Source organism: Pseudomonas sp. GW822-FHT03F08 (genome assembly GCF_058801265.1).
Window position 1 is genome coordinate 444,486 of the sequence record NZ_JBXANC010000002.1, and the last position, 23,847, is coordinate 468,332.

Consider the following 23,847-nt stretch of genomic DNA (forward strand, 5'->3'; position numbering starts at 1 on the left):
AGTGGTGAACATGGACGTACGCTTCAAGCCGGCTTCGGTCGGCACCCTGTTGCTTGTGATTTTTATCAACCCGGCCCAGGCGCAATACGTGGATTCGGGCAAACCCGGCGATCCAGCCAGTTGGCGCTCCGCCGAATTCCTGCGGGACTGGGGGCTGGACCGGATGCAGGCCGATCAGGCCTACGCCGCCGGTATCACCGGCAAGGGTGTGAAGATCGGTGCGCTGGACTCCGGTTTCGACGCGGCCCATCCCGAGTTCGCCAGTGACCGCTATCACCCGGTCTCGGCCAGCGGCAGCTATGTCGATGGCTCGCTGTTCACGGTCAACGGCACGCTTAACCCGAACAACGATTCTCACGGCACGCACGTGGTCGGCACCATGGGCGCTTCCCGTGATGGCAGCGGGATGCATGGCGTGGCGTTCAATGCGCAGATCTACGTCGGCAACACCAACAAGAACGACAGTTTTCTGTTCGGCCCCAATCCCGACCCGCGTTACTTCAAAGCGGTGTACGACGCACTGGCCGATGCCGGCGTGCGGGCGATCAACAACAGTTGGGGCAGTCAGCCGCCGGATGTCAGCTATCGAACCCTGGCGGATCTGCATGCGGCTTACGCCCAGCACTGGAACAAAGGCACCTGGCTCGATGCCGCCGCCGATGTTTCACGCCGCGGCGTGATCAACGTGTTCAGCGCCGGCAACAGCGGTTACCCCAACGCCAGTGTGCGTTCGGCGCTGCCGTATTTTCAGCCGGACCTGGAAGGCCATTGGCTGGCCGTGTCGGGGCTGGATCAGAGCAATCAGCAGAAATACAACCAGTGCGGTATCGCCAAATACTGGTGCATCACCACGCCGGGGGCAAAGATCGACAGCACCATTCCCGACGGCGGTTACGCGATCAAGTCCGGCACCTCGATGGCCGCGCCCCATGCCACCGGCGCTCTGGCGCTGGTGATGGAGCGTTACCCGTACATGAACAACCAGCAGGCGCTGGAAGTGCTGCTGACCACCGCCACTCAACTCGACGGCAGCGTGACGAGCGCACCGACCGAACGGGTTGGCTGGGGCGTCGCCAATCTGAAACGGGCGATGGGCGGACCGGGGCAATTGCTCGGCGCGTTCGACGCAAATCTGGCCACCGGGCAACGCGATGTGTGGAGCAACGACATCTCCGACAAGGCGCTGATCCAGCGTCAGAGCGAAGACCTCGCCGAGCACAGTGCCTGGCAGCAAACCCTGCAAAGCAAAGGTTGGCAGAACGGAATTTCGGCAGGCGCCAGCCAACAGGACCAGACCGATTACGCTGTCGGTATGGCCCGTGATGCGGCCGCCGCCAATCGGGTGTATCAGGGCAGCCTGATCAAGTCCGGCGCCGGGCAATTGATTCTGACTGGCGACAGCACCTATCGCGGCCCGACCACGGTCAATGGCGGCCTGCTGAGCGTCAACGGTTCGCTGACGTCCGCCGTTACGGTTAATGACGGCGGCACCCTCGGCGGCTCCGGCCGGATCGGCGCACTGATCGCCAACAGCGGCAGTCGCGTGGCACCGGGCAATTCCATCGGCACCTTGAATGTGGCCGGTGACGTGACCTTCGCGCCGGGCTCGACCTACGCGGTGGAGCTGTCACCGACCGCCAGTGACCGCATCGTCGCCGGCGGCACGGCGTCCATCAGCGGCGCCTCCGTCAGTCTGTCGCTGGAAAACAGCCCGACCTTGCTCAGCACCGCTGAAGCGAAAAGCCTGCTCGGTCATCAGTACGACATTCTGCAAGCGGCCGGTGGCATCCAGGGTCAGTTCGGCGCCGTGGTGCCGGATTACCTGTTTATCGGCGGCAGCCTCGCGTACAGCGGCAACGGCATCGCGCTGAATGTCGAACGCAACGCGAGGTCTTTTGCCAGCGTCGGCCAGACCCCGAACCAGCGGGCCGTGGCCAGCGCCGTCGAAGGCATGGGCGCCGGTAACTCCGTGTACGAAAGCCTGTTGCTGTCGGCCACCGCCAGCGATGCACAGCAAGCCTTCCAGCAACTGAGCGGGGAAATCTACCCGGCCCTCGGTTCGGTACTGATCAACGACAGCCGCCAGCTGCGCGACGCCATCGGCGAACGCCTGCACGACGCAAACGCCGCGCAAAGCAACGGCTGGATCAAGGCCCTCGGCGCCTGGGGCACGACCGATTCGCAACACGACACCGCCGGCTACAGCACATCCATCGGCGGCCTGCTGGCAGGCGTCGACGGTGCGCTGGACGAGCAGACCCGCATCGGTCTGGTCACCGGTTACAGCGACAGCTCGTTGAGCATGGGTTCTGGCACGCATTCCTCGGCCAAGGTCGACAGTTACCACCTCGGCGCTTACGCCGGGCACAACATCGGCGACTGGCGTCTGAGCACCGGCGCGGCCTACAGCTGGCATCGCGCCGACGTCAAACGTGATCTGCAATACGGCGACGTCAGCGCCAAACAGAAAGCCAAGGTCGATGCCGCCACCACACAGGTATTTGGTGAAGCGGCCTATCGACTGAATCTGCAACCGCTGGTCCTGGAGCCGTTCGCCAATCTGGCCTACGTGCATCTGGACAGCGACGGTTTCACCGAGAAGGGCGACGCTGCAGCGTTGAAAAGCAGCGGCGACCAGCGTGACGCGGTGCTCAGCACCCTCGGCGTCAGGGCGATCAAGACAATCAACCTGTCGGGCACGCAAAAACTCGATGTCAGCGGCCATCTCGGCTGGCAGCACAGCCTCACGGACATCGAGGCCGAGCAGCATTTGCGTTTCGCCAGCGGCAGCGCGCCGTACAGCGTCGAAAGCTCGCCGCTGGTGCGCGACGCGGCGCTGGTCGGCGTGCAGGCCAGCCTCGCGCTGAGCCGCGACGTGCGGGTGAACCTTGATTACAACGGACAACTGGCCAACCGCGAGAAGACTCACGGCGTTGGCCTGAGCCTCAACTGGCAGTTCTGACTGATCGTTCCCACGCTCTGCGCGGGAACGCCTCACGGGCTGCATTCCCACGCGGGAGCGTAGGAACGATCAGGTTCTGAACAAACGGATTTTGTGCAACATCACTAAGGAAGGTCGCTGGATGAAAAATAACAACACCCCCGCGCAATCGGGTGGATGCTTTCGCCTGAAAACTCTCAATCGCGCCTTGCTTTGCGCCTTGGCCACCTGGGGTAGCGCACACGCTGCGCCCTATGTGGAAAGCGGCCGGGCAGGGGATGCCGCCAGTTGGCGCAGCGCCGAATTCCAGGCGGATTGGGGCCTGGGCGCGATTGGCGCAGATTACGCCTACGCCGCGGGTTACACCGGCAAAGGTGTGAAGCTGGGGATCTTCGACCAGCCGGTGTACGCCGCGCACCCGGAGTTTTCCGGGCCGAACAAAGTGGTGACCCTGGTCACCAGCGGCATTCGCGAATACACCGACCCGTACATCCCGGTCAAAGCCGGGGACGCGTTCCGTTATGACGGTTCGCCCTCGGTCGGTTCCGACGGCAAGCTCGGCGCCCACGGCACCCACGTTGGCGGCATCGCCGCCGGCAGCCGTGACGGTGGGCCGATGCACGGCGTGGCGTTCGGTGCGCAGATCATCAGCGCCGACAACGGCGACCCGGGTCCGGAAGACGGTATCGTGCGCGGCAACGACGGCGCGGTGTACAAGGCCGGCTGGGATGCCCTGATCGCCAGTGGCGCGCGGATCATCAACAATAGCTGGGGGATCGGCATCACCGACCGCTTCGATCTCGGCGGCCGTGACCCGGCGTACCCGCATTTCACCGTCAACGACGCGCAATTGCAGTTCAACGAGATCCGCACACTACTGGGTACCAAACCCGGCGGCGCCTACGACGGTGCAATCGCCGCCGCGCGCAGCGGTATCGTGACGATTTTCGCGGCGGGCAACGACTACAACCTGAACAACCCGGACGCCATCGCCGGCCTCGGTTACTTCGTGCCGGACATCGCGCCGAACTGGATCACCGTCGCCGCACTGCAAAAGAACCCGGATCTGGCCAGTGCCAATCCCTACATCATGAGTACGTTCTCTTCGCGCTGCGGCTACACCGCGAGTTTCTGCGTCTCGGCACCGGGTACGAAAATCTACAGCTCGATCATTGAAGGCACCAACGCCGACAACCTGACCACCGGCTACAAAAACTACAACGGCACCTCGATGGCCGCACCACACGTGGCCGGTTCCATGGCGGTGTTGATGGAGCGCTTCCCGTACATGTCCGGTGATCAGGTTGCCAGCGTGTTGCGCACCACGGCCACTGACCTTGGCGCACCGGGCATCGACGCCCTGTACGGCTGGGGCATGATCAACCTGCGCAAGGCCATCGACGGCCCGGCGATGTTTGTCACCGAACAAGACATTCCCGAAGAATTCCGCATCCAGGGCGCCTATGGCTCCGGCCAGTTCGTGGCCGACCTGCCAGGCATCGGCGCGATCATCGACGCCGGCAAACCCACCGAGCGCGTGTGCACCGACATCACCTGCGGTCTCGACACCTGGCGCAACGACATTTCCGGCCACGGCGGTTTGACCAAGCAAGGGATCGGCACCCTGGTCATGACCGGCGCCAACACCTACACCGGTCCGACCCTGGTCAATCAGGGGCGACTGGCGATCAATGGCTCGCTGCAATCGGCGGTCACGGTCAACGATGGTGGCATCCTCGGCGGTAACGGGCACATCGCGGCACTGACCGCGAAGAGCGGCGGTATCGTCGCGCCAGGCAACTCCATTGGCACCTTGAACGTGGCCGGTGACGTGACCTTCGAACCGGGTTCGACCTATTCCGTCGAAGTCTCGCCGACCAGCAGCGACCGCGTTGTCGCTGGCGGCACTGCAACCATCGAGGGCGCAACCGTTGCGCTGACGCTGGAAAACAGCCCGACACTGTTGACCACGACTGAAGTGAAATCGCTGCTTGGCAGCCAGTTCAACATTCTGCAGGCGGCGGGTGGCATTCAAGGGCGCTTCGGTCAGGTCTTGCCGAGTTATGCGTTTCTCGGCGGCACCCTCGATTACTCCTCGGGCGGTGTTCAACTGGACGTCGGGCGTAACGGCGCGTCGTTCGCCAGCGTCGGCCTGACCCCGAACCAGCGTGCCGTCGGTGCAGCCGCCGAACGTCTGGGCGCGGGCAATGCGTTGTTCGAAACCCTGTTGCTGTCGCCGACTGCCGCTGTCGCGCAGGACGCCTTCCAGCAACTGTCCGGCGAGATTCACCCGGCCATCGGCACCATGCTGATCAACGACAGCCATTACCTGCGCGATGCCGTGGGCGAACGTCTGCGCGAGCGGGATCTGTTCGACGCCGGCGCACCGACGGATGACCGCAGCAACGCCTGGCTCAAAGTGCTGGGCGCCTGGGGCAAGAGCGATGGCGGCTATAAAAATGCCGACTCCAACAGCTCCATTGGTGGCCTGCTGGCGGGTGTCGATGGTTTGATCGCTGAAGATACGCGTCTGGGTTTCGTTACCGGTTATAGCGACAGCTCTTTGAACATGGGCAGCGGCACGCACTCGTCGGCTTCGGTCGACAGTTATCACCTGGGTGCGTACCTGGGGCATCAGATCGATGCCCTGCGCCTGACCGCCGGCGCGGCTTACAGCTGGCATCGCATCGACGTCAAACGTGATCTGCAATTTGCCGGTGTCAGCGGCAAGCAGAAAACCAAACGCGATGCGACCACCGCGCAACTGTTCACAGAAGCAGCCTACGATCTCGGTCTGCAACCGATGAATCTGGAGCCGTTCGCCAACCTGGCTTACGTGCACCTGAACAGCGACAGCTTCACCGAGAAGGGTGATGCCGCCGCACTGAAGGGCGGTGAAGATAACCGCGACGCGGTGCTGTCGACCCTCGGTGTCCGCGCCAAGCGCACGTTTGCCCTGTCGGACAAACATCAGCTTGAACTGGGCGCGACTCTGGGCTGGCAGCACAACCTGAGCAGCGTGGATTCCGACAGCCACTTGGCCTTTGTCAATGGCAACAGTGCATTCACGGTGCAAAGTGCGTCGATGGATCGCGATGCGGCAGTGGTCGGCGTTCGTGCCGGCCTGGCGCTCAATCGCGATGTCCGGGTCAACCTGGACTACAACGGACTGATCGGTTCGAACGAGAAGGACCACGGTGTGGGCCTGACGCTGGACTGGCAGTTCTAAGGTGTAGCGGCAGTTCGGCAAAGAACTGCCGTTTTTGAAAGGAAGAGAGAGCACGACATGGGACTGTTTGACTACAAAAATGCCGACGGCAAAGCGTTGTACAGCGATGCCATCGCACTGACGCTGTATTCCTACACGCCGACCGGGCAGGCTTTGCCCGGCACCGGTTGGGCGCCACTGGGCGCCACGGCCCTGGGTTATCAAGGCAAGACCGACGCGAAAGGAACGTTCTTCGGCGAGAAGGACGGCTTCACCAGCGCCGAGGCGGAAGTGCTCGGCAAATACGACGCGGCGGGCAAGCTGATCGGTATCGGCGTGGCCTTTCGCGGCACGGGCGGGCTGGATTACAGCGACACCTTCGGTGACATGAAAAACAACCTGCTGGCAGCAATCGGGCCGGTGGATTACGCCACCAACTACGCGAAAAACGCGTTCGACAACCTGCTCAAGGCCGTGGCTGCCTTTGCCACGGCCCATGGCATCGCCGCCAAGGACGTGCTGATCAGCGGCCACAGCCTCGGCGGTCTCGGGGTCAACAGCGTGGCGGATCTGAGCGCGAGCAACTGGGGCGGGTTCTTCAAGGACGCCAACTACATTTCGTTCGCCTCGCCGACCCAGAGCAGCACCGGCACCAACGTGCTGAACATCGGCTACGAGAACGATCCGGTGTTCCGTGTGCTCGACGGCACCACGTTCAGCACGGCGTCGATGGGCAAACACGACAAGCCGCACGACTCGACCACCGACAACATCGTCAACTTCAACGATAACTACGCGTCCACCGCGCAGAACCTGGTGCCGTTCAGCATCGTCAATCCGCTGAACTGGTCGGCTCACAGCTCGCTGGGGTATGCCGATGGCCTGAACCGGGTGATCGACTCGAAGTTCTACAACCTCACCAGCCAGGACTCGACCATCATCGTGTCCAACCTGGAAGCATCTTCCCGGGGCAAGACCTGGGTCGAAGATCTGGGCCGCAGCGGTGAGCCGCACACCGGCAGCACCTTCATCATCGGCACCGACAGCAACGACTGGCTCAAGGGCGGGGCGGGCAACGACTTCCTCGAAGGCCGCGCCGGCGATGATCTGTTCCGCGATGACGGTGGCTTCAACATCCTGCTCGGCGGCCAGGGCCACAACACCTTCGATCTGCAGAAGCCGTTGCAGAACTTCAGCTTCGCCAACGACGGTGACGGCACGCTGTACGTGCGCGACGCCTACGGCGGCATCAGCATGACTCGCGACATCGGCGCGCTGGTGAGCAAGGAGTCGGGGTCGTGGTGGAGCAGCAAGGAAATCACCTGGACCGTCACCGGCAAAGGCCTGGCCAATGGCAGTGAACTGACCCAGTACAACCATTCGCTCAATGGCGGTGCTCTCGGCGACACGCTGAAGGCCACCGCTGACGGCGACTGGCTGTTCGGTCTGGGCGGCGACGATCACCTGTTCAGCGACAAAGCCCATGTGACCTTCGTCGGCGGCGCCGGCAACGACGTGATGAGTGCGGTGGGTGGCAACAACACCTTCCTGTTCAGCGGCGCCTTCGGCTTCGATGCGATCAATGGCTACCAGGGCAGCGACAAACTGGTGTTCATGGGCGTTCAGGGCGCAGGGCAGGGCTACGACTACAAGCAACACGCTTCGCAGTCCGGCGCCGATACCGTGCTGAAGATTGGCGACTATGCCGTGACCCTGATCGGGGTGGGTGTGGCTAACCTGTCCGACTCGAGTTTCGTGTTCGCCTGATTCCGTGTGGGAACCACCGCGGCTTGCGGCGGTTCCCATTGGGGTTGCATGACGCAAATGTTGTAACTGAAATGCTCCGGAACGCCTCGGGAGGGGCGCTTTGGTTGTGAGCTATCTCTGAATAATTCCAACAAAGAGAGAGGCAACAGCAATGGGTGTGTACGACTACAAGAACTTCAGCTCAGCGGATTCCAAGGCGTTGTTCACTGATGCCATGGCCATCACGCTGTACTCCTATCACAACCTCGACAACGGTTTCGCTGTCGGGTATCAGCACAACGGCTTCGGCCTCGGCCTGCCGGCCACGCTGGTTTCGGCGCTGATCGGCGGCACGGATTCGCAAGGCGTGATTCCCGGACTCCCGTGGAACCCCGACTCGGAAAAACTCGCTCTGGACGCCGTGAAAAAGGCTGGCTGGACGCCCATCACCGCCTCGCAACTGGGCTATGACGGCAAGACCGACGCTCGCGGAACCTTCTTCGGCGAAAAGGCCGGCTACACCAGCGCGCAAGTGGAAATCCTCGGCAAGTACGACGCCCAGGGCCATCTCACGGAAATCGGCATTGCCTTTCGCGGCACCAGCGGCCCGCGGGAAATCCTGATCGGCGACTCCATCGCCGACGCCATCAATGACCTGCTCGCCGCGTTCGGCCCCAAGGATTACGCCAAGAACTACGTTGGTGAAGCCTTCGGCAACCTGCTGAACGATGTGGTGGCCTTCGCCAAGGCCAACGGTCTCACCGGCAAGGACGTGCTGGTCAGTGGTCACAGCCTCGGCGGGCTGGCGGTCAACAGCATGGCGGACTTGAGCGGCGGCAAATGGGGCGGGTTCTTCCAGGACTCCAACTACATCGCCTACGCCTCGCCGACACAGAGCAGCACCGACAAAGTGCTCAACGTCGGCTACGAGAACGACCCGGTGTTCCGCGCGCTCGACGGCTCGACCTTCACCGGTGCATCGCTCGGCGTACACGACGCGTCGAAAGTGTCGGCGACCGACAACATCGTCAGCTTCAACGACCACTACGCTTCGAACGTGTGGAACGTGCTGCCATTCTCGATCGTCAACGTCCCGACCTGGATCTCGCACCTGCCGACAGCCTACGGCGACGGCATGAACCGGGTGATCGAGTCGAAGTTCTACGATCTCACCAGCCGTGACTCGACGATCATCGTCGCCAACCTGTCGGACCCGGCGCGGGCCAACACCTGGGTGCAGGACCTCAACCGCAACGCCGAAACCCACAAGGGCAGCACCTTCATCATCGGCAGCGACGGCAACGACCTGATCCAGGGCGGCAGCGGCAATGACTACCTTGAAGGACGGGCCGGCAACGACACGTTCCGTGACAGCGGCGGCTACAACGTCATTCTTGGCGGCGCCGGCAACAACACCCTCGACTTGCAGCAGTCGGTGAACAAGTTCGACTTCGCCAACGACGGCGCCGGCAACCTGTACATCCGCGATGCCAACGGCGGGATCAGCATCACCCGCGACATCGGCAGCATCGTCACCAAGGAGCCGGGTTTCCTCTGGGGCCTGTTCAAGGACGACGTGACCCACAGCGTCACGGCGGATGGCCTGAAGATCGGCAACAACGTCACCCAGTACGAGTCGAGCGTGAAGGGCACCAGTGGCGTCGACACCCTCAAGGCCCACGCCAGCGGTGACTGGCTGTTCGGCCTGGACGGCAACGATCACCTGATCGGTGGCGTGGGCAACGACGTGTTTGTCGGCGGCGCCGGCAATGACCTGATGGAGTCGGGTGGCGGGGCGGATACGTTCCTGTTCAACGGCGCGTTCGGCCAGGATCGGGTGGTGGGATTCACCGGCAACGACAAACTGGTGTTTCTCGGCGTGCAGGGCGTGTTGCCGGGCGATGACTTCCGCGCCCATGCCACCTCGGTGGGGCAGGATACGGTGCTGAAGTTCGGCGGTGATTCCGTGACGCTGGTCGGGGTTTCGCTGAGCAGTCTCAGTGCCGATGGCATCGTGATCGCCTGAGGGTGACGGTGGAGAGGGAATTCTTTCCCTCTCCACATCAAAAGTGACTCATTGGCCACTACCTGACTCAAACCCCTGCACCAACAGGAAATGCGGACTAAAGCCAATGACGATGTAACCGTCATGTATAGGCAAGCCGCCATTGAGTACAGGAGATTCAAACGTGAAAGGTTTCAAGGGGTATATCGGTATCGTCGGGTTGGCGCTGCTTTCGGCCAACGCCTGGGCCGATCTGCCTCATAGCTCGATTCTGAGCCGCTATGGCGTCAGTACCGATGAATTGCCAAAGCCGGTCGAAAGCGATGAAGTCAAACCCGTTGAAGAGAAAAGCCGCTTTCATATCCAGCCCGAACAACCGTTCGTGACCGTGCGTATCGGCGAAAACAATGAGCCCGAAATGACCGGCAACCTGAGCATCGACCGCATGGCGCAACAGGAGCGTCAACGTTGCCAGCGCTTGCAGGAAGAAATGGTCCGGCGCGGTGAACGCGCGTTGAACTGCGACGGCACCCTTCCGGGCATGGCATTACCCCGCTGAAGAATGCAAAAAGGCTGCGCTCCAACAGGATTGCAGCCTTTTTTGATGGGGTAACCGTCAATCTTCCTTGCGCACCGTGGCCACTTCGTCGGACTTCACGCGGATCTTCGCGCCGGAAATGTCCCGGAACTCATAAAAACCATCGTCGGACTTGGTCTTCGGCATGTCCTGGGTCAAATACTGCGTGCCGTTCTGCAACGTCACCACCGTCGGGGTCGAGCAACCGGCCAATGCCAGCAAAGCCACAGCTGCCATCGGCATAGCCATTTTTCTGAAATTCATACCCAGCGTTCCTCATTCAATTCGACCGATGCCGGTCTTCTAACGCGGTTGGTGCCGAATAGCCCGCAAAAGTTCGATGGACTGGCGAAAAAACCCGAATCGCGGATGCCACTGATCCTTTTCCGTTTGCACCCGGCGGGGCGGAACTGGTATCTGTACGCATAACCAGTATTCGTTCGCCATGGCCCCTTATCACCGTGACTTCCAGCCCCCTCGACGATCCGTTCTATTACCTCAACAACTTCCGGCAAGTGCTTGACTGGCTTGAGCTTCGTTATGCCGATGTGATGAGCGAAACGGAACATGCTTTCATCCGTGACTTCAAGGCACTGCCTCGCGGGTCCCAGGGTTTGCTGGTGCGGATGGTGATGCGCAAGGGCGTGCATTTTCGGGCGGGCAAGCTCAGTTATGCGGAAATTGGCGACATCGCGTTGGCCGCGCAGCCGTTGCTCGACCACGGGTGGCTGGACGAGCAGGCGCTACTGTCGATGCCGGAGCTGTTCGATCTGTTGCTGAAGGTCGAAGTCCTGCAAGCGTTCGGCCCGGCGATCGACACGCCCAAGGGCCGTAAAGTCGACTGGCTGCCGGTCCTGCATGAGCAGTTTCCCGAATCACGCCGCTGGCACGACTGGTGCCCGGCGATTGCAGATCGATTGTTCAGCCTGACGCTGATGGACCTGTGCGACCGGTTTCGCCTGATGTTCTTCGGCAACCTGTATCAGGATTGGTCGGAGTTTGTCCTCGCTGATCTCGGGATCTTCACCTACGAAAAAGTCGAATTCAGCGCCGATTCCCGGGGCCTGCGCAGCCGGGCCGACGTCGATGCCTGCCTGTTCCTGCACGATTGTCAGCAACGTTTCGAAGCGGGCGAGGCGCTGGAGCCGATTACCGAAGAGCTGAGCGCTTTGCAGTTCGACAACCCGTGGCTGCAACGTCGACTCGGCAAGTTGCTGTTCCAGATCGGCCAGCATTGCGAACGCATCGGAGCGTTTGCCCTGGCCTTGAGCCTGTATCGCGACTGCGCCTACCCCGGCGCGCGGTTGCGGATGATTCGGGTGCTGGAGCGCTGTGGCGAATATGCGCTGGCGCTGGAGTTGGGCACGCTGGCCGAACAGGCGCCGGAAAGCGCCGCCGAACAACAGGGCCTGCAACGGGTGCTGCCACGTCTGCGGCGCAAACTCGGCGGGCCGGCGCTCAAACGCGTTGCGCCAAGACCGGTGGAACGGCTGGATCTGCACTTGGAACGGCTCGATCCGGCGCTGTCGGTGGAATATCACGTGCAGGCGCACCTGCATGAAGACGCAGGCCCGGTGCATTACGTGGAAAACAGCCTGATCAATTCACTGTTCGGCCTGTTGTGCTGGCCGGCGGTTTTCGCGCCGCTGCCGGGCGCGTTTTTCAATCCGTTCCAGCGTGGGCCGGCAGATTTGCTTCATGAGGATTTTCAGGGCCGTCGGGCCGAACTGTTCGAGGCCTGCCTGGCGGAACTCGACGACGGCCGTTATGCCGACACCATCCGCAGCCGATTTGCCACCAAGTGGGGCATTCAGTCGCCTTTCGTGTTCTGGGGGGCGCTCAATGAAGAACTGCTGGAACAAGCGCTGACCTGCCTGCCGGCCGAACACCTCAAGCACTGGTTCAATCGCCTGTTGCTGGACATCAAGGCCAACCGCGCCGGCATGCCGGACCTGATCCAGTTCTGGCCGCAGCACAAGACCTACCGGATGATCGAAGTCAAAGGCCCCGGCGACCGCTTGCAGGACAACCAGCTGCGCTGGCTGGATTTCTGCCATACGCACCAGATGCCGGTGGCCGTGTGTTACGTGCAATGGGCGGAGCAGGGCGCTTGAGCTACAGCATTGCGGTGCGGGCGTTGTGCGAGTTCACTGCCAAGTGCGGCGATCTGGACTTGCGCTTCACACCGTCGCCCACCGCGCTGGAAGGCATCGCCGGTCACCGCACCGTCGCCTCGCGGCGCAATGACGCCTATCAGAGCGAAGTCGCGCTGGAAGGTGAATTTTGCACTTTGAAGGTCAAGGGCAGGGCGGACGGCTACGATCCGACGCAGAACTGTCTGGAGGAAGTCAAAACCTACCGTGGCGACCTGAGCAAACAACCGGCCAACCACCGCGCGCTGCACTGGGCGCAGGCGAAGATCTACGGTTGGCTGATGTGTTGCCGGTTGCAGCTGGAGCAGATCAATCTGGCGCTGGTGTACTTCGATATCGTCAGCGAAAAGGAAACCTGTCTAGTCGAGGCCTTCAGCGCCGATACCTTGCGCGAATTCTTCGAACAGCAATGCGGCTTGTTCCTGGCATGGGCCGAACAGGAAATGGCCCACCGTGAGGCCCGCAATCACGCGGCGCAGCAGTTGAACTTTCCCCATCCAGAGTTCCGCACCGGCCAGCGTCATCTCGCCGAATCGGTGTTCAAAGCCGTCAGCACCGGCCGCTGCCTGATGGCCCAGGCCCCCACCGGCATCGGCAAGACCCTCGGCACGCTGTTCCCGATGCTCAAGGCGCTGGCGCCGCAGCAACTGGACAAGGTGTATTTCCTGACCGCCAAGACCCCAGGGCGCAAACTCGCGCTGGACGCCGCTCAAGTATTGTTCGATCGCAGCGAAACCCTGCCACTGCGGGTGCTGGAGATGGTCGCCCGGGACAAGGCTTGCGAGCATCCCGACAAGGCCTGTCATGGCGAGTCCTGCCCGTTGGCCCAAGGATTTTACGATCGACTGCCGGCGGCACGTGAAGCCGCCAGCCGATTGCAATTGATGGATCAGGCAGCGCTCCGCGATGTCGCCGCGCAACACTCGGTGTGCCCGTATTACCTGAGCCAGGAAATGGCGCGCTGGGCCGATTTGGTGGTGGCGGACTACAACTATTACTTCGATTTCAGCGCGCTGCTGTTCGGCCTGGCCCAGCTCAATCAATGGAAGGTCGCGGTGCTGGTGGACGAGGCGCACAACCTGGTCGAGCGCGGGCGGCAGATGTACAGCGCCACCCTCGATCAGGCAATCTTCAATGGCGTGCGCAAAACCGCGCCCGAGGCTTTGAAAAAGCCTTTGCAGCGGGTCAACCGTGAATGGAATGCCCTGCACAACGCGCAACTGGCGCCGTATCAGGCTTACGACAAGGCGCCGGAAAAACTCCTGCAAGCGATCACGTCGTGCAGCGCGAGCATCGGCGATTACCTCAACGACCACCCGCAAGGACTCGACAGTGGCTTGCAGAATGTCTACTTCGAAATGCTGCAATTCGGTCGCGTAGCGGAGTTGTTCGATGCGCATTACCTGTTCGACATCAGCAAGCGCGACCTCGACCGCAAACGCCCGTTATCGCAACTGTGCCTGCGCAACGTGGTGCCGGCCGCGCTGCTCGGCCCGCGCCTGAAAGCGGCCCGCAGCAGCGTGCTGTTCTCCGCGACCCTCAGCCCGCGCCACTATTACGCCGACTTGCTCGGCACCCCGGCCGATACGGTGTGGATCGACGTTGAATCGCCGTTCAGCGCCGAACAGCTGCAAGTGCGGATCATCAGCCAGATCTCCACCCGGTTCACCCATCGCCAGGCATCGCTGGAGCCGATTGTCGAGCTGATCGCCCGCCAGTTTGGCGAGCGCCCGGGCAACTATCTGGCGTTCTTCAGCAGCTTCGATTACCTGCAACAGGTCGCGCAACTGCTCGCAGAACGGCATCCGCACATCACGCTCTGGCAGCAATCGCGGGGCATGGCCGAAGGGCAGCGGCAGGCGTTTCTCGATCAGTTCACGACGCACAGCCAGGGCATCGGTTTTGCGGTACTCGGCGGCGCGTTCGGCGAAGGTATCGACCTGCCCGGCGCCCGGCTGATCGGTGCCTTCGTCGCCACGCTGGGTCTGGCGCAGCTCAACCCGGTCAATGAACAGATGAAACGGCGCATGGCGGCGATCTTCGGTGCCGGTTATGACTACACCTACCTGTTCCCCGGCGTGCAGAAAGTGGTGCAAGCCGCCGGGCGGGTGATCCGCACCCAGCAGGATCGCGGTGTGGTCATGCTGATCGACGACCGTTTCGCCGAGAGCCGGATCCAACAGTTGTTGCCGCGCTGGTGGCAGCTCGACCATGCAGATGCGCCTTTCCAATCCGCCGGTTTGACGCATACTCCTGTTATTGAAAATCTGCTTTGAGCCAAGCCTGATGAGCGAGAACAAGAAGTCCGCTGCGATCGAAGAAATGCGCTTTCGCCTGTTGATCGATGCCGTGGTCGATTACGCGATCTACATGATCGACCCCAGCGGCATCATCACCAGCTGGAACTCCGGGGCCAAACGCTTCAAGGGTTATGAGGAAGCCGAGATTCTCGGCGAGCACTTTTCGCGGTTCTACACCGATGAAGATCGCGCCGTCGGCATGCCGCAGCGCGCACTGGATACGGCGATCCGCGAAGGGCGGTTCGAAGGTGAAGGCTGGCGGGTGCGCAAGGACGGCACGCACTTCTGGTGCCACGTGGTGATCGACCCGATTTTCAGCCCGAGCGGGCAATTGCTCGGGTTTGCCAAGATCACCCGCGACCTTACCGACCGCAAGATGGCCGAGGAAACCCTCAAGCAAAGCGAACAGCAGTTCCGGCTGCTGGTGCAGGGCGTTACCGATTACGCGATCTACATGCTCAGCCCGGAAGGTCGCGTAACCAACTGGAACCCCGGCGCGCAGCGGATCAAGGGTTATGCGCCGGACGAAGTCATCGGCAAGCATTTCTCGATGTTCTACACCCCGGAAGACCGTGAAATAGGGGAGCCGCAACGCGCCCTGGAAACCGCCGTGCGCGTAGGGCGCTTCGAGAACAAGAGCTGGCGCCTGCGCAAGGACGGCACGCGGTTTCTGGCGCATGTGGTGGTCGATGCGATTCGCGGCGAGACCGGCACGCTGCTCGGCTTTGCCAAGATCACCCGGGACGTGACCGAAGCCCACCAGGCGCAACTGGCACTGGAGCAAACCCGCGAGGCGCTGTTCCAGGCGCAGAAGATGCAGGCCATCGGCCAACTCAGCGGCGGTATCGCCCATGACTTCAACAATCTGCTGACGGTGATCCTCGGTAACCTGGAGATCGTGCGCAAACGTGTCGGCGACGATCCGAAGGTCAGTCGTCTGCTGGAAAACGCCACCCAGGGCGCATTGCGTGGGGTGTCACTGACCCAGCGCATGCTGGCCTTCGCCCGGCGCCAGGAACTCAAGACCGAAGCCGTGGACATTCCGAAACTGGTGCAAGGCATCACCGGCCTGCTGCGCAGTTCACTGGGGCCGGGGATTCGCATCGAAACGCAGTTTCCGGAAAATCTCGAAACGGTGCTGGCCGATACCAACCAGCTCGAACTGGCGGTGCTCAACCTGGCCACCAACGCGCGGGATGCGATGCCCGAGGGCGGCAGCGTGGTCATCGGCGCGCAGCCGCAAGTGGTTCTGGAACAGAGCCAGTCGAGCCTGGCAGCGGGGCGTTATGTCTGCCTGAGCGTGACCGACACCGGCGAAGGCATGGACGACGAGACACTGGCCTCGGCGACCGATCCGTTCTTCACCACCAAAGGCCTGGGCAAGGGCACGGGGCTGGGGTTGTCGATGGTGCACGGCTTCATCGAACAGTTGGGCGGGCGTTTCATTCTTAAAAGCGTGAAGGGGCAGGGGACTTGTGCGGAACTCTGGCTGCCGGTCGCCGTCGACGGGGTGGCGGCCAAACCTCTGAGCCCGAGGCCATCCACGGCGTCAGTGCCGCGACTCAGTGTTCTGGTGGTGGACGATGACAGCCTGGTGCGCACCAGTACCAGCCTGTTGCTGGAGGATCTCGGGCACCGGGTCATCGGCGCGGCCTCCGGTGCGCAAGCTCTGGAATTGTTCGACCAAGGGGAAGTCATCGACCTGATGATCACCGACATGGCCATGCCGAAGATGAGCGGAGCGCAACTGGCCCACGCGGTGCGTTTGCTCAAGCCGGACCTGCCGATCATCCTGGCCACCGGTTATGCCGAGCGCCTCGAAGGCTTTGCGGCGGAGTTGCCGCGGCTGTCGAAGCCGTTCAATCAGATGAATCTGGTGGAGATCATCGCCCAGTCGATGAAATGACAAAAAAGAAGCCCGGCCATGAAGGCCGGGCTTTTTTTTGCGTCGGTGTCAGGCCTTGCGTTCGGCCAGACTGCGTTCCATCCGCGCGATGCCTTCTTCCAGCAGCGAGCGCGGGCAACCGAAGTTCAGGCGCACGAATTGCTGGCTGTGATCACCGAAATCCAGTCCCGGGCTGAGCCCGACGCGGGCCTGTTCGAGGAAGAACTGCTGCGGATTGTCCAGCCCAAGCGCCGAGCAATCGAGCCACGCCAGATAAGTGCCCTGTGGCACGTTGATCGTCACGCCCGGCAGACGGCTACGAACCGCTTCGACCAGAAAATCACGGTTGGCTTGCAGGTATTGTTTGAGTTCCTTCAGCCACGGGCCGGCCTCGCTGTAGGCCACGCGAGTGGCTTCCATACCCAGCGGATTGACGCTGTCGACCATGCCGCAGCGGGCGTGGTTGACCCGTTCGCGCAGGGCACTGTCCTGAATGATCATGAACGAGGTCTTGAGGCCGGCAATGTTGTACGCCTTGCTCGCCGACATCAGGGTGATGGTGCGACGGGCGATCTCCGGGCTCAGGGACGCGGTCGGTATGTGCACGCGACCGTCGTAGCACAGCTCGGCATGAATCTCGTCGGAGATGATCCAGGCGTCCTGCGCCACGCAGATGTCCGCGACCGCTTGCAGTTCTTCACGGCCAAAGACTTTGCCGATCGGGTTGTGCGGGTTGCTCAGCAACAGGGCGCCGCCACCGATCAGGGATTCACACAAGGCGTCCAGCGGCGTGGCGTAGGTGCCGTCGGCCTGGGCGGTGAATTCCAGCTCGACCCGGTTCAGACCCCAATGGCCTGGCGCGTGACGCAGCGGCGGGTAGTTCGGGGTTTGTACGACGACATTCTGCTGCGGTTGCACCAATGCCTTGAGCGCCATGTTGAAACCCGACTCGACACCCGGCAGGAACACCAGCTCCTGTGGTTTCACGCGCCAGGCGAATTTGTCCCACAGGTCGGCGACGATGGCCTCGCGCAGGTTGTCCTGGGCCACGCTGTAACCCACTAACGGGTGCAGCAGACGCTGTTGCAGCGCCTCGATGACCACCGGGGGGGCCGCGAAATCCATGTCAGCGACCCACATCGGCAACACATCGGCCGTGTAGCGGCTCCACTTGGTGCTGCCGGTGTTGTGGCGGTCGAATACCTGATCAAAATCGAAAGTCATGCGCGGTCTCTGAAGGCGGAGATGGGTCGTGCCCGGGATGATAAACCTCCATCCCCTGTGGGCGCGAACTTGTGACCGATGAATGGCCGACGGTCGGTTTTCACACTGGGCAAGCGCACGTTGTCTAGAGTGAAAGGATCGGCATTTGTCTGCCGCAACCGTGTTTGTCCAGAAAAACCCGGCTCAAGTACCGGGTTCCACCTGATCAGGAGTGCACGATGGATCTCAGCCGTCGTCAGTTCTTCAAGGTCGCCGGTATCGGCCTTGCAGGCTCTAGCCTGGGCGCGTTGGGCATGGCCCCGACGCTGGCCTTCGCCGAGCAGGTGCGCCACTTCAAGCTTGCCCACACCCATGAAACCCGCAACACCTGCCCGTATTGCTCGGTCGGTTGCGGCTTGATCATGTACAGCCAGGGCGATACGGCGAAGAACGTTGCGCAAAACATCATCCATATCGAGGGCGACGCCGACCACCCGGTCAACCGCGGCACCCTGTGCCCGAAAGGCGCAGGTCTTCTGGACTTCATTCACAGCCCCGGCCGCTTGCAGTACCCGCAGGTGCGCAAGCCCGGCAGCAGCGAATGGACCCGGATCACCTGGGACGAAGCGCTCGACCGCGTCGCCGACCTGATGAAGGCCGACCGCGACGCCAATTTCGTCGAGAAGAACGCCCAGGGGCAAACGGTGAACCGCTGGCTGACCACCGGGTTCCTCGCGGCCTCGGCGGCGTCCAACGAAGCGGGCTACATCACCCACAAGGTGGTTCGCAGTCTCGGCATGCTGGGGTTCGATAACCAGGCGCGTGTCTGACACGGCCCGACGGTGGCAAGTCTTGCCCCGACGTACGGCCGTGGAGCCATGACCAACACCTGGACCGATATCGCCAACGCGAATCTGATCCTGGTGATGGGCGGCAACTCCGCTGAAGCGCATCCGTGCGGCTTCAAATGGGTGACCGAAGCCAAGGCGCACAACGCCGCGCGGCTGATTGTGGTCGACCCCAGGTTTACCCGAACCGCCTCCGTGGCCGATTACTACGCGCCGATTCGCACCGGCAGCGACATCGCGTTCATGGGCGGGCTGATCAACTACCTGCTGACCGAGGACAAGATCCAGCACGAATACGTGCGCAACTACACCGACGTGTCGTTCATCGTCAAAGCCGGATTCGGCTTCGAGGACGGACTGTTCACCGGTTACGACGCGGCCAAACGCAGCTATACCGACAAATCCAGCTGGGGTTACGAACTGGGCGAGGACGGCTTTGCCAAGGTCGACCCGACCCTGCAGGACCCGCGCTGCGTCTATCAGCTGATGAAGCAGCATTACAGCCGCTACAACATCGACCTGGCGAGCCAGATCTGTGGCATGCCGGTCGATGCAATGAAAAAGATCTGGGAGGAAATCGCCACTTGCTCTACGCCGGGCAAGACCATGACCATTCTCTACGCGCTGGGCTGGACCCAGCACTCGATCGGCTCGCAGATCATCCGCAGTGCGGCGATGGTGCAACTGTTGCTGGGCAACGTCGGCATGCCGGGTGGCGGGGTCAACGCCTTGCGCGGGCACTCGAACATTCAGGGCCTGACTGACCTCGGGTTACTGTCGAACTCGTTGCCGGGTTACCTGACGCTGCCGACCGACGCCGAACAGGACTACACCGCCTACATCAAAAAACGCACGCAATTGCCGTTGCGGCCGGGGCAGTTGTCCTATTGGCAGAACTACAGCAAGTTCCACGTCAGCCTGATGAAAGCCTGGTACGGCGCCAATGCCACGGCCGAAAACCACTGGGCCTACGACTACCTGCCGAAACTCGACATCCCCAACTACGACATCCTCAAGGTGTTCGACCTGATGGGGCAAGGCAAGGTCAACGGCTACATGTGCCAGGGCTTCAACCCGATTGCTGCGCTGCCGGACAAGAACCGGGTGATGGCGGCGCTGGCCAAACTGAAATGGTTGGTGGTGATGGACCCGCTGGCCACAGAAACCTCGCAGTTCTGGGAAAACGTCGGGCCGTACAACGATGTGAAGAGCGCCGATATCCAGACCGAAGTCATTCGCCTGCCGACCACCTGCTTTGCCGAAGAGGACGGCTCGCTGGTCAACAGCAGCCGCTGGTTGCAATGGCACTGGAAAGGCGCCGACGGCCCGGGCGAGGCGCGTACCGACGTGCGGATCATGACCGAGCTGTTCATGCGCCTGCGTCAGCGTTATCAGACCGAGGGCGGGGCCTATCCCGATCCGATCCTCAAACTGTCCTGGCCGTACAAGATTCCGGAAGAACCGTCGCCGGAAGAAATCGCCAAGGAGGTCAACGGCTACGCCACCACCGATTTCACCGACGCCACGGGCGCGGTGATCAAGGGCAACTCGCAACTGGCGGCGTTCGCCCAGCTCAAGGATGACGGCAGCACGGCGTCCGGTTGCTGGATCTTCTGCGGCAGCTGGACCGAGGCCGGTAACCAGATGGCCCGGCGCGACAATTCCGATCCTTACGGCATGCATCAGCATCAGGGCTGGGCGTGGGCCTGGCCGGCCAACCGGCGGATTCTCTACAACCGCGCCTCGGCGGATGTGTCGGGCAAACCGTGGGACCCGAAAAAACGTCTCGTGTGGTGGAACGGCAAGGCCTGGGGCGGCACCGACGTGCCGGACTACAAGGCCGACGTGCCGCCGGAAGCCGGGATGAACCCGTTCATCATGAACCCCGAAGGCGTGGCGCGGTTCTTCGCCGTCGACAAGATGAACGAAGGGCCATTCCCCGAGCACTACGAGCCGTTCGAAACGCCGATCGGCATCAACCCGCTGCACCCGGACAACAAGAAAGCCACCAGCAACCCGGCGGCGCGGATCTTCGATTCGGTGTGGGACAGCCTCGGCGTGGCCAAGGATTACCCGTACGCCGCCACCAGCTATCGGCTGACCGAGCATTTCCACTTCTGGAGCAAACACTGTCGGCTCAATGCGATCGCCCAACCGGAGCAGTTCGTGGAAATCGGCGAAGTGCTGGCGAAAGAGAAGGGCATCGCTGCCGGTGACCGGGTGCGGGTCAGCTGCAAGCGCGGGTTCATTGAAGCGGTGGCGGTGGTGACCAAAAGGATCCGGCCGTTGCAGGTCAACAACCAGGTGGTGCACCAGATCGGCATTCCGCTGCACTGGGGTTTCACCGGCCTGACGCGTCACGGTTACCTGACCAACACCCTGGTGCCGTTCCTCGGCGATGGCAATACCCAGACCCCGGAATCCAAGTCATTCCTGGTCAACGTGGAGAAACTATAAATGGCCAGCCAAGACATCATTGCCCGCTCGGCCACCACGACCCCGGCACCCTCGGTGCGCAATCAGGAGGAAGTCGCCAAGCTGATCGACACCACCAAATGCATCGGCTGCAAGGCCTGCCAGGTCGCGTGCTCGGAATGGAACGAGTTGCGCGACGAGGTCGGCCACAACCACGGCACCTACGACAACCCGCAGGATCTGAGCGCCGAATCGTGGACGTTGATGCGTTTTACCGAGCACGAAACCGACGCTGGCAACCTCGAATGGCTGATCCGCAAGGACGGCTGCATGCACTGCGCCGAGCCTGGTTGTCTGGCGGCATGCCCGAGCCCGGGGGCGATCATCAAGCACGCCAACGGCATCGTCGACTTCGATCAGGATCACTGCATCGGTTGCGGTTATTGCATCACCGGTTGCCCGTTCAACATTCCGCGCATTTCTCAGAAGGATCACAAGGCCTACAAATGCACGCTGTGTTCGGACCGGGTGGCGGTAGGGCTGGAACCGGCCTGCGTGAAAACCTGCCCGACCGGGGCGATTGTCTTCGGCTCCAAAGAGGACATGAAGACCCACGCCGCCGAACGCATCGTCGACCTCAAGAGCCGTGGTTTCGACAATGCGGGCCTGTATGACCCGGCAGGCGTCGGCGGCACGCATGTCATGTACGTGCTTCATCATGCCGACACGCCGAAGATCTACGCCGGGCTGCCGGAGAATCCGGCGATCAGTCCTTTGGTAGGGTTGTGGAAAGGCATCAGCAAACCCCTGGGCCTGCTGGCCATGGGGGCGGCGGTGCTGGCCGGGTTCTTCCATTACGTGCGGATCGGCCCGAACCGCACCGAAGAGGATGATCACCCGGAACCGCCCGACACCTCGGTACACGTGGTCGACCCGGCGGTGCACACCTTCGATCCACGCGGGGAGGACCGGCCATGAGCAACAAGACGATCCTGCGTTACACCGCCAACCAGCGCACCAACCACTGGCTGGTGGCGATTCTGTTCTTCATGGCCGGGCTTTCGGGGCTGGCGCTGTTTCATCCGTCGATGTTCTGGCTGACCAACCTGTTCGGCGGCGGGCCGTGGACGCGGGTTCTGCACCCGTTCATGGGTGTGGTGATGTTCGTGCTGTTCCTTGGCCTGGTGTTTCGTTTCTGGCGTTCCAACTTCTTCATCGACAACGACTGGAAGTGGCTGCGGCGCATCGACCGGGTGCTGGTCAATGACGAAGAGACTGTGCCGCCGGTGGGCAAATACAACGCCGGGCAAAAAATGCTGTTCTGGACTTTACTGCTGTGCATGCTCGGGCTGTTGTTCACGGGGCTAGTGATCTGGCGCGCGTACTTCAGTCATTACTTCGGCATCACCACGATTCGCTGGGCGATGTTGCTGCATGCACTGGCGGGGTTTGTGCTGATCCTGAGCATCATCGTGCACATCTATGCCGGCATCTGGATCAAGGGCTCGGTGGACGCGATGCTGCATGGTTGGGTCAGTCGCGCCTGGGCCAAGAAACATCACGCACTCTGGTATCGCGACGTGGTTTCCAAGGAAACACCGGAGCGACCGGTCACCAAAAAGGGCTGACATTTGCCAACCATTCTTGAACCCGGGGAAATCGAAGCGGCGGCCAGTGCGCCGCCGTTTCTATATTTGCCGCCGCACAATCTTTTCCTGCTGCGCGCCGAACGTCTGGAACGCTTGGCGGACGGCCATCCGCTGGCCGACTACCTGCGCCTGATCGCCGGATTGTGTCGCGTGCAGCAGCAGATCCTCGACGATCCGCCCTCGACCGGGCCAATCGACGAGCAACGGATCGAAGTCTGCCGGCAACATGGCATGCCGCCATTCGCCGCCGACACCTTGATCCGTGAGGACGCGTGGCAGGCGTACCTCGACGCCTTGCTGCAACGCTACAACGCACCGGAGCAAACCGCCGTGGCCGAAGCGCTGACAACGTTGCGACTTGCCAGCGCCGGTCAGTTGCGGGCCTGGGCCGTGGCGCTGGTCAGCGGTCAGTATTCGCTGGTGCCGGCGGCGTTGGTGCCGTTCCTTGGCGCGGCGCTACAAGCGGCCTGGAGCCATTGGCTGTTGAGTGCGCCGAATCTGCAACTGGCGCCCGGCAACAGCCTCAGCCAATGCCCGGCCTGTGGATCGCCGGCCATGGCCGGGGTGATCCGCCATCGCGGCAAACACAATGGCTTGCGCTATCTGGTGTGTTCGCTGTGCGCCTGTGAATGGCATGTAGTGCGGGTCAAATGCGTGTATTGCGAACAGAGCAAAGGGCTTGAGTACCTGAGCCTTGAGGATGATCGTCACGCTGCCAATCAGGCGCCGTTGCGGGCGGAGGTCTGCCCGAGTTGCAACAGCTACCTGAAATTGCTGTACCTGGAAAACGATGCGGACGCTGAAGCGCTGTCGGCGGATTTGAGCAGTCTGCTGCTGGACATGCGTCTGGCCCAGGACGGTTATCAGCGATTGGCGCCGAATCTGTTGCTGGCGCCCGGAGACGAATGAACCGAGCG

At 62.1% G+C, this 23,847-nt stretch carries 14 protein-coding genes; 12 read left to right on the plus strand and 2 right to left on the minus strand.

All coding sequences use genetic code 11. The features are described 5' to 3' along the window. The first annotated feature begins 10 nt into the window (after window positions 1-10). The 5 genes from eprS to AC1RME_RS05860 all read left to right on the plus strand — a co-directional run bounded on the left by eprS (window position 11) and on the right by AC1RME_RS05860 (window position 10,459). A complete protein-coding gene (eprS, locus tag AC1RME_RS05840; protein ID WP_493090716.1) occupies window positions 11-2,962 on the plus strand; it encodes an autotransporter serine peptidase EprS in 2,952 nt (983 codons plus the stop codon). Window positions 2,963-3,083: 121 nt separating this feature from the next. Then, window positions 3,084-6,170 carry an autotransporter serine protease gene (locus AC1RME_RS05845; RefSeq protein WP_273538468.1) on the plus strand — a complete coding sequence of 1,029 codons (3,087 nt, stop codon included), beginning with the start codon at window positions 3,084-3,086 and terminating at the stop codon, window positions 6,168-6,170. 57 nt (window positions 6,171-6,227) lie between these two features. Beyond that, window positions 6,228-7,916 (plus strand): polyurethane esterase, encoded by a 1,689-nt coding sequence (locus tag AC1RME_RS05850; RefSeq protein ID WP_493064822.1) that lies wholly within the window; start codon window positions 6,228-6,230, stop codon window positions 7,914-7,916. Window positions 7,917-8,067: 151 nt separating this feature from the next. Beyond that, window positions 8,068-9,921, plus strand: coding sequence for a polyurethane esterase (locus AC1RME_RS05855; protein WP_493090719.1), 1,854 nt, complete (start codon window positions 8,068-8,070; stop codon window positions 9,919-9,921). A 163-nt stretch (window positions 9,922-10,084) separates the two neighbouring features. Continuing rightward, window positions 10,085-10,459 carry a hypothetical protein gene (locus AC1RME_RS05860; protein WP_096820405.1) on the plus strand — a complete coding sequence of 125 codons (375 nt, stop codon included), beginning with the start codon at window positions 10,085-10,087 and terminating at the stop codon, window positions 10,457-10,459. 57 nt (window positions 10,460-10,516) lie between these two features. Here the strand turns inward: AC1RME_RS05860 and AC1RME_RS05865 are convergent, their stop codons facing one another. Beyond that, entirely contained in the window at window positions 10,517-10,741 is a 225-nt protein-coding gene (locus AC1RME_RS05865; protein ID WP_096820406.1) for a YgdI/YgdR family lipoprotein, read from the minus strand. Between the two features lie 197 nt (window positions 10,742-10,938). Here AC1RME_RS05865 and AC1RME_RS05870 point away from each other — a divergent pair, with 197 nt between their 5' ends. From AC1RME_RS05870 to AC1RME_RS05880, 3 genes are read left to right on the plus strand one after another with little or no spacing between them, the layout of a single operon-like run. Continuing rightward, window positions 10,939-12,591 carry a VRR-NUC domain-containing protein gene (locus AC1RME_RS05870; protein ID WP_493090721.1) on the plus strand — a complete coding sequence of 551 codons (1,653 nt, stop codon included), beginning with the start codon at window positions 10,939-10,941 and terminating at the stop codon, window positions 12,589-12,591. Further along, window positions 12,588-14,906, plus strand: a complete 2,319-nt coding sequence (locus tag AC1RME_RS05875; RefSeq protein ID WP_493090723.1) for an ATP-dependent DNA helicase — start codon at window positions 12,588-12,590, stop codon at window positions 14,904-14,906. The genes AC1RME_RS05870 and AC1RME_RS05875 overlap by 4 nt, the downstream gene beginning before the upstream one ends. A 10-nt stretch (window positions 14,907-14,916) precedes the next feature. Further along, on the plus strand, window positions 14,917-16,836 hold the full coding sequence (locus AC1RME_RS05880; RefSeq protein ID WP_493090725.1) for a hybrid sensor histidine kinase/response regulator: 1,920 nt from the start codon (window positions 14,917-14,919) through the stop codon (window positions 16,834-16,836). A gap of 48 nt (window positions 16,837-16,884) precedes the next feature. Here the strand turns inward: AC1RME_RS05880 and AC1RME_RS05885 are convergent, their stop codons facing one another. After that, entirely contained in the window at window positions 16,885-18,039 is a 1,155-nt protein-coding gene (locus AC1RME_RS05885; RefSeq protein WP_493090727.1) for a MalY/PatB family protein, read from the minus strand. 218 nt (window positions 18,040-18,257) lie between these two features. Between AC1RME_RS05885 and fdnG the strand changes: the two genes are divergently transcribed. Genes fdnG through fdhE form a run of 4 tightly spaced genes read left to right on the plus strand, consistent with a single transcriptional unit; the run spans window position 18,258 to window position 23,839 of the window. Further along, the gene (gene fdnG, locus AC1RME_RS05890) at window positions 18,258-21,323 is read left to right on the plus strand and encodes a formate dehydrogenase-N subunit alpha (protein ID WP_493090729.1); all 3,066 of its coding nucleotides are present in this window, start codon (window positions 18,258-18,260) and stop codon (window positions 21,321-21,323) included. Beyond that, entirely contained in the window at window positions 21,324-22,259 is a 936-nt protein-coding gene (gene fdxH, locus AC1RME_RS05895) for a formate dehydrogenase subunit beta (RefSeq protein ID WP_096820413.1), read from the plus strand. Then, window positions 22,256-22,909, plus strand: a complete 654-nt coding sequence (locus tag AC1RME_RS05900) for a formate dehydrogenase subunit gamma (RefSeq protein ID WP_493090731.1) — start codon at window positions 22,256-22,258, stop codon at window positions 22,907-22,909. Before fdxH ends, AC1RME_RS05900 begins: the two co-directional genes overlap by 4 nt. Window positions 22,910-22,912: 3 nt before the next feature. Beyond that, on the plus strand, window positions 22,913-23,839 hold the full coding sequence (gene fdhE / locus AC1RME_RS05905) for a formate dehydrogenase accessory protein FdhE (protein ID WP_493070784.1): 927 nt from the start codon (window positions 22,913-22,915) through the stop codon (window positions 23,837-23,839). Window positions 23,840-23,847: the final 8 nt, after the last annotated feature.

What these genes read in the sequence shown, in the direction of transcription:
- AC1RME_RS05865 (WP_096820406.1), bottom strand. Translation starts at nt 10,741, where the DNA reads ATGAATTTCAGAAAAATGGCTATGCCGATGGCAGCTGTGGCTTTGCTG.
- eprS (WP_493090716.1), top strand. Translation starts at nt 11, where the DNA reads ATGGACGTACGCTTCAAGCCGGCTTCGGTCGGCACCCTGTTGCTTGTG.
- AC1RME_RS05900 (WP_493090731.1), top strand. Translation starts at nt 22,256, where the DNA reads ATGAGCAACAAGACGATCCTGCGTTACACCGCCAACCAGCGCACCAAC.
- AC1RME_RS05855 (WP_493090719.1), top strand. Translation starts at nt 8,068, where the DNA reads ATGGGTGTGTACGACTACAAGAACTTCAGCTCAGCGGATTCCAAGGCG.
- fdxH (WP_096820413.1), top strand. Translation starts at nt 21,324, where the DNA reads ATGGCCAGCCAAGACATCATTGCCCGCTCGGCCACCACGACCCCGGCA.
- AC1RME_RS05850 (WP_493064822.1), top strand. Translation starts at nt 6,228, where the DNA reads ATGGGACTGTTTGACTACAAAAATGCCGACGGCAAAGCGTTGTACAGC.
- AC1RME_RS05880 (WP_493090725.1), top strand. Translation starts at nt 14,917, where the DNA reads ATGAGCGAGAACAAGAAGTCCGCTGCGATCGAAGAAATGCGCTTTCGC.
- AC1RME_RS05845 (WP_273538468.1), top strand. Translation starts at nt 3,084, where the DNA reads ATGAAAAATAACAACACCCCCGCGCAATCGGGTGGATGCTTTCGCCTG.
- AC1RME_RS05885 (WP_493090727.1), bottom strand. Translation starts at nt 18,039, where the DNA reads ATGACTTTCGATTTTGATCAGGTATTCGACCGCCACAACACCGGCAGC.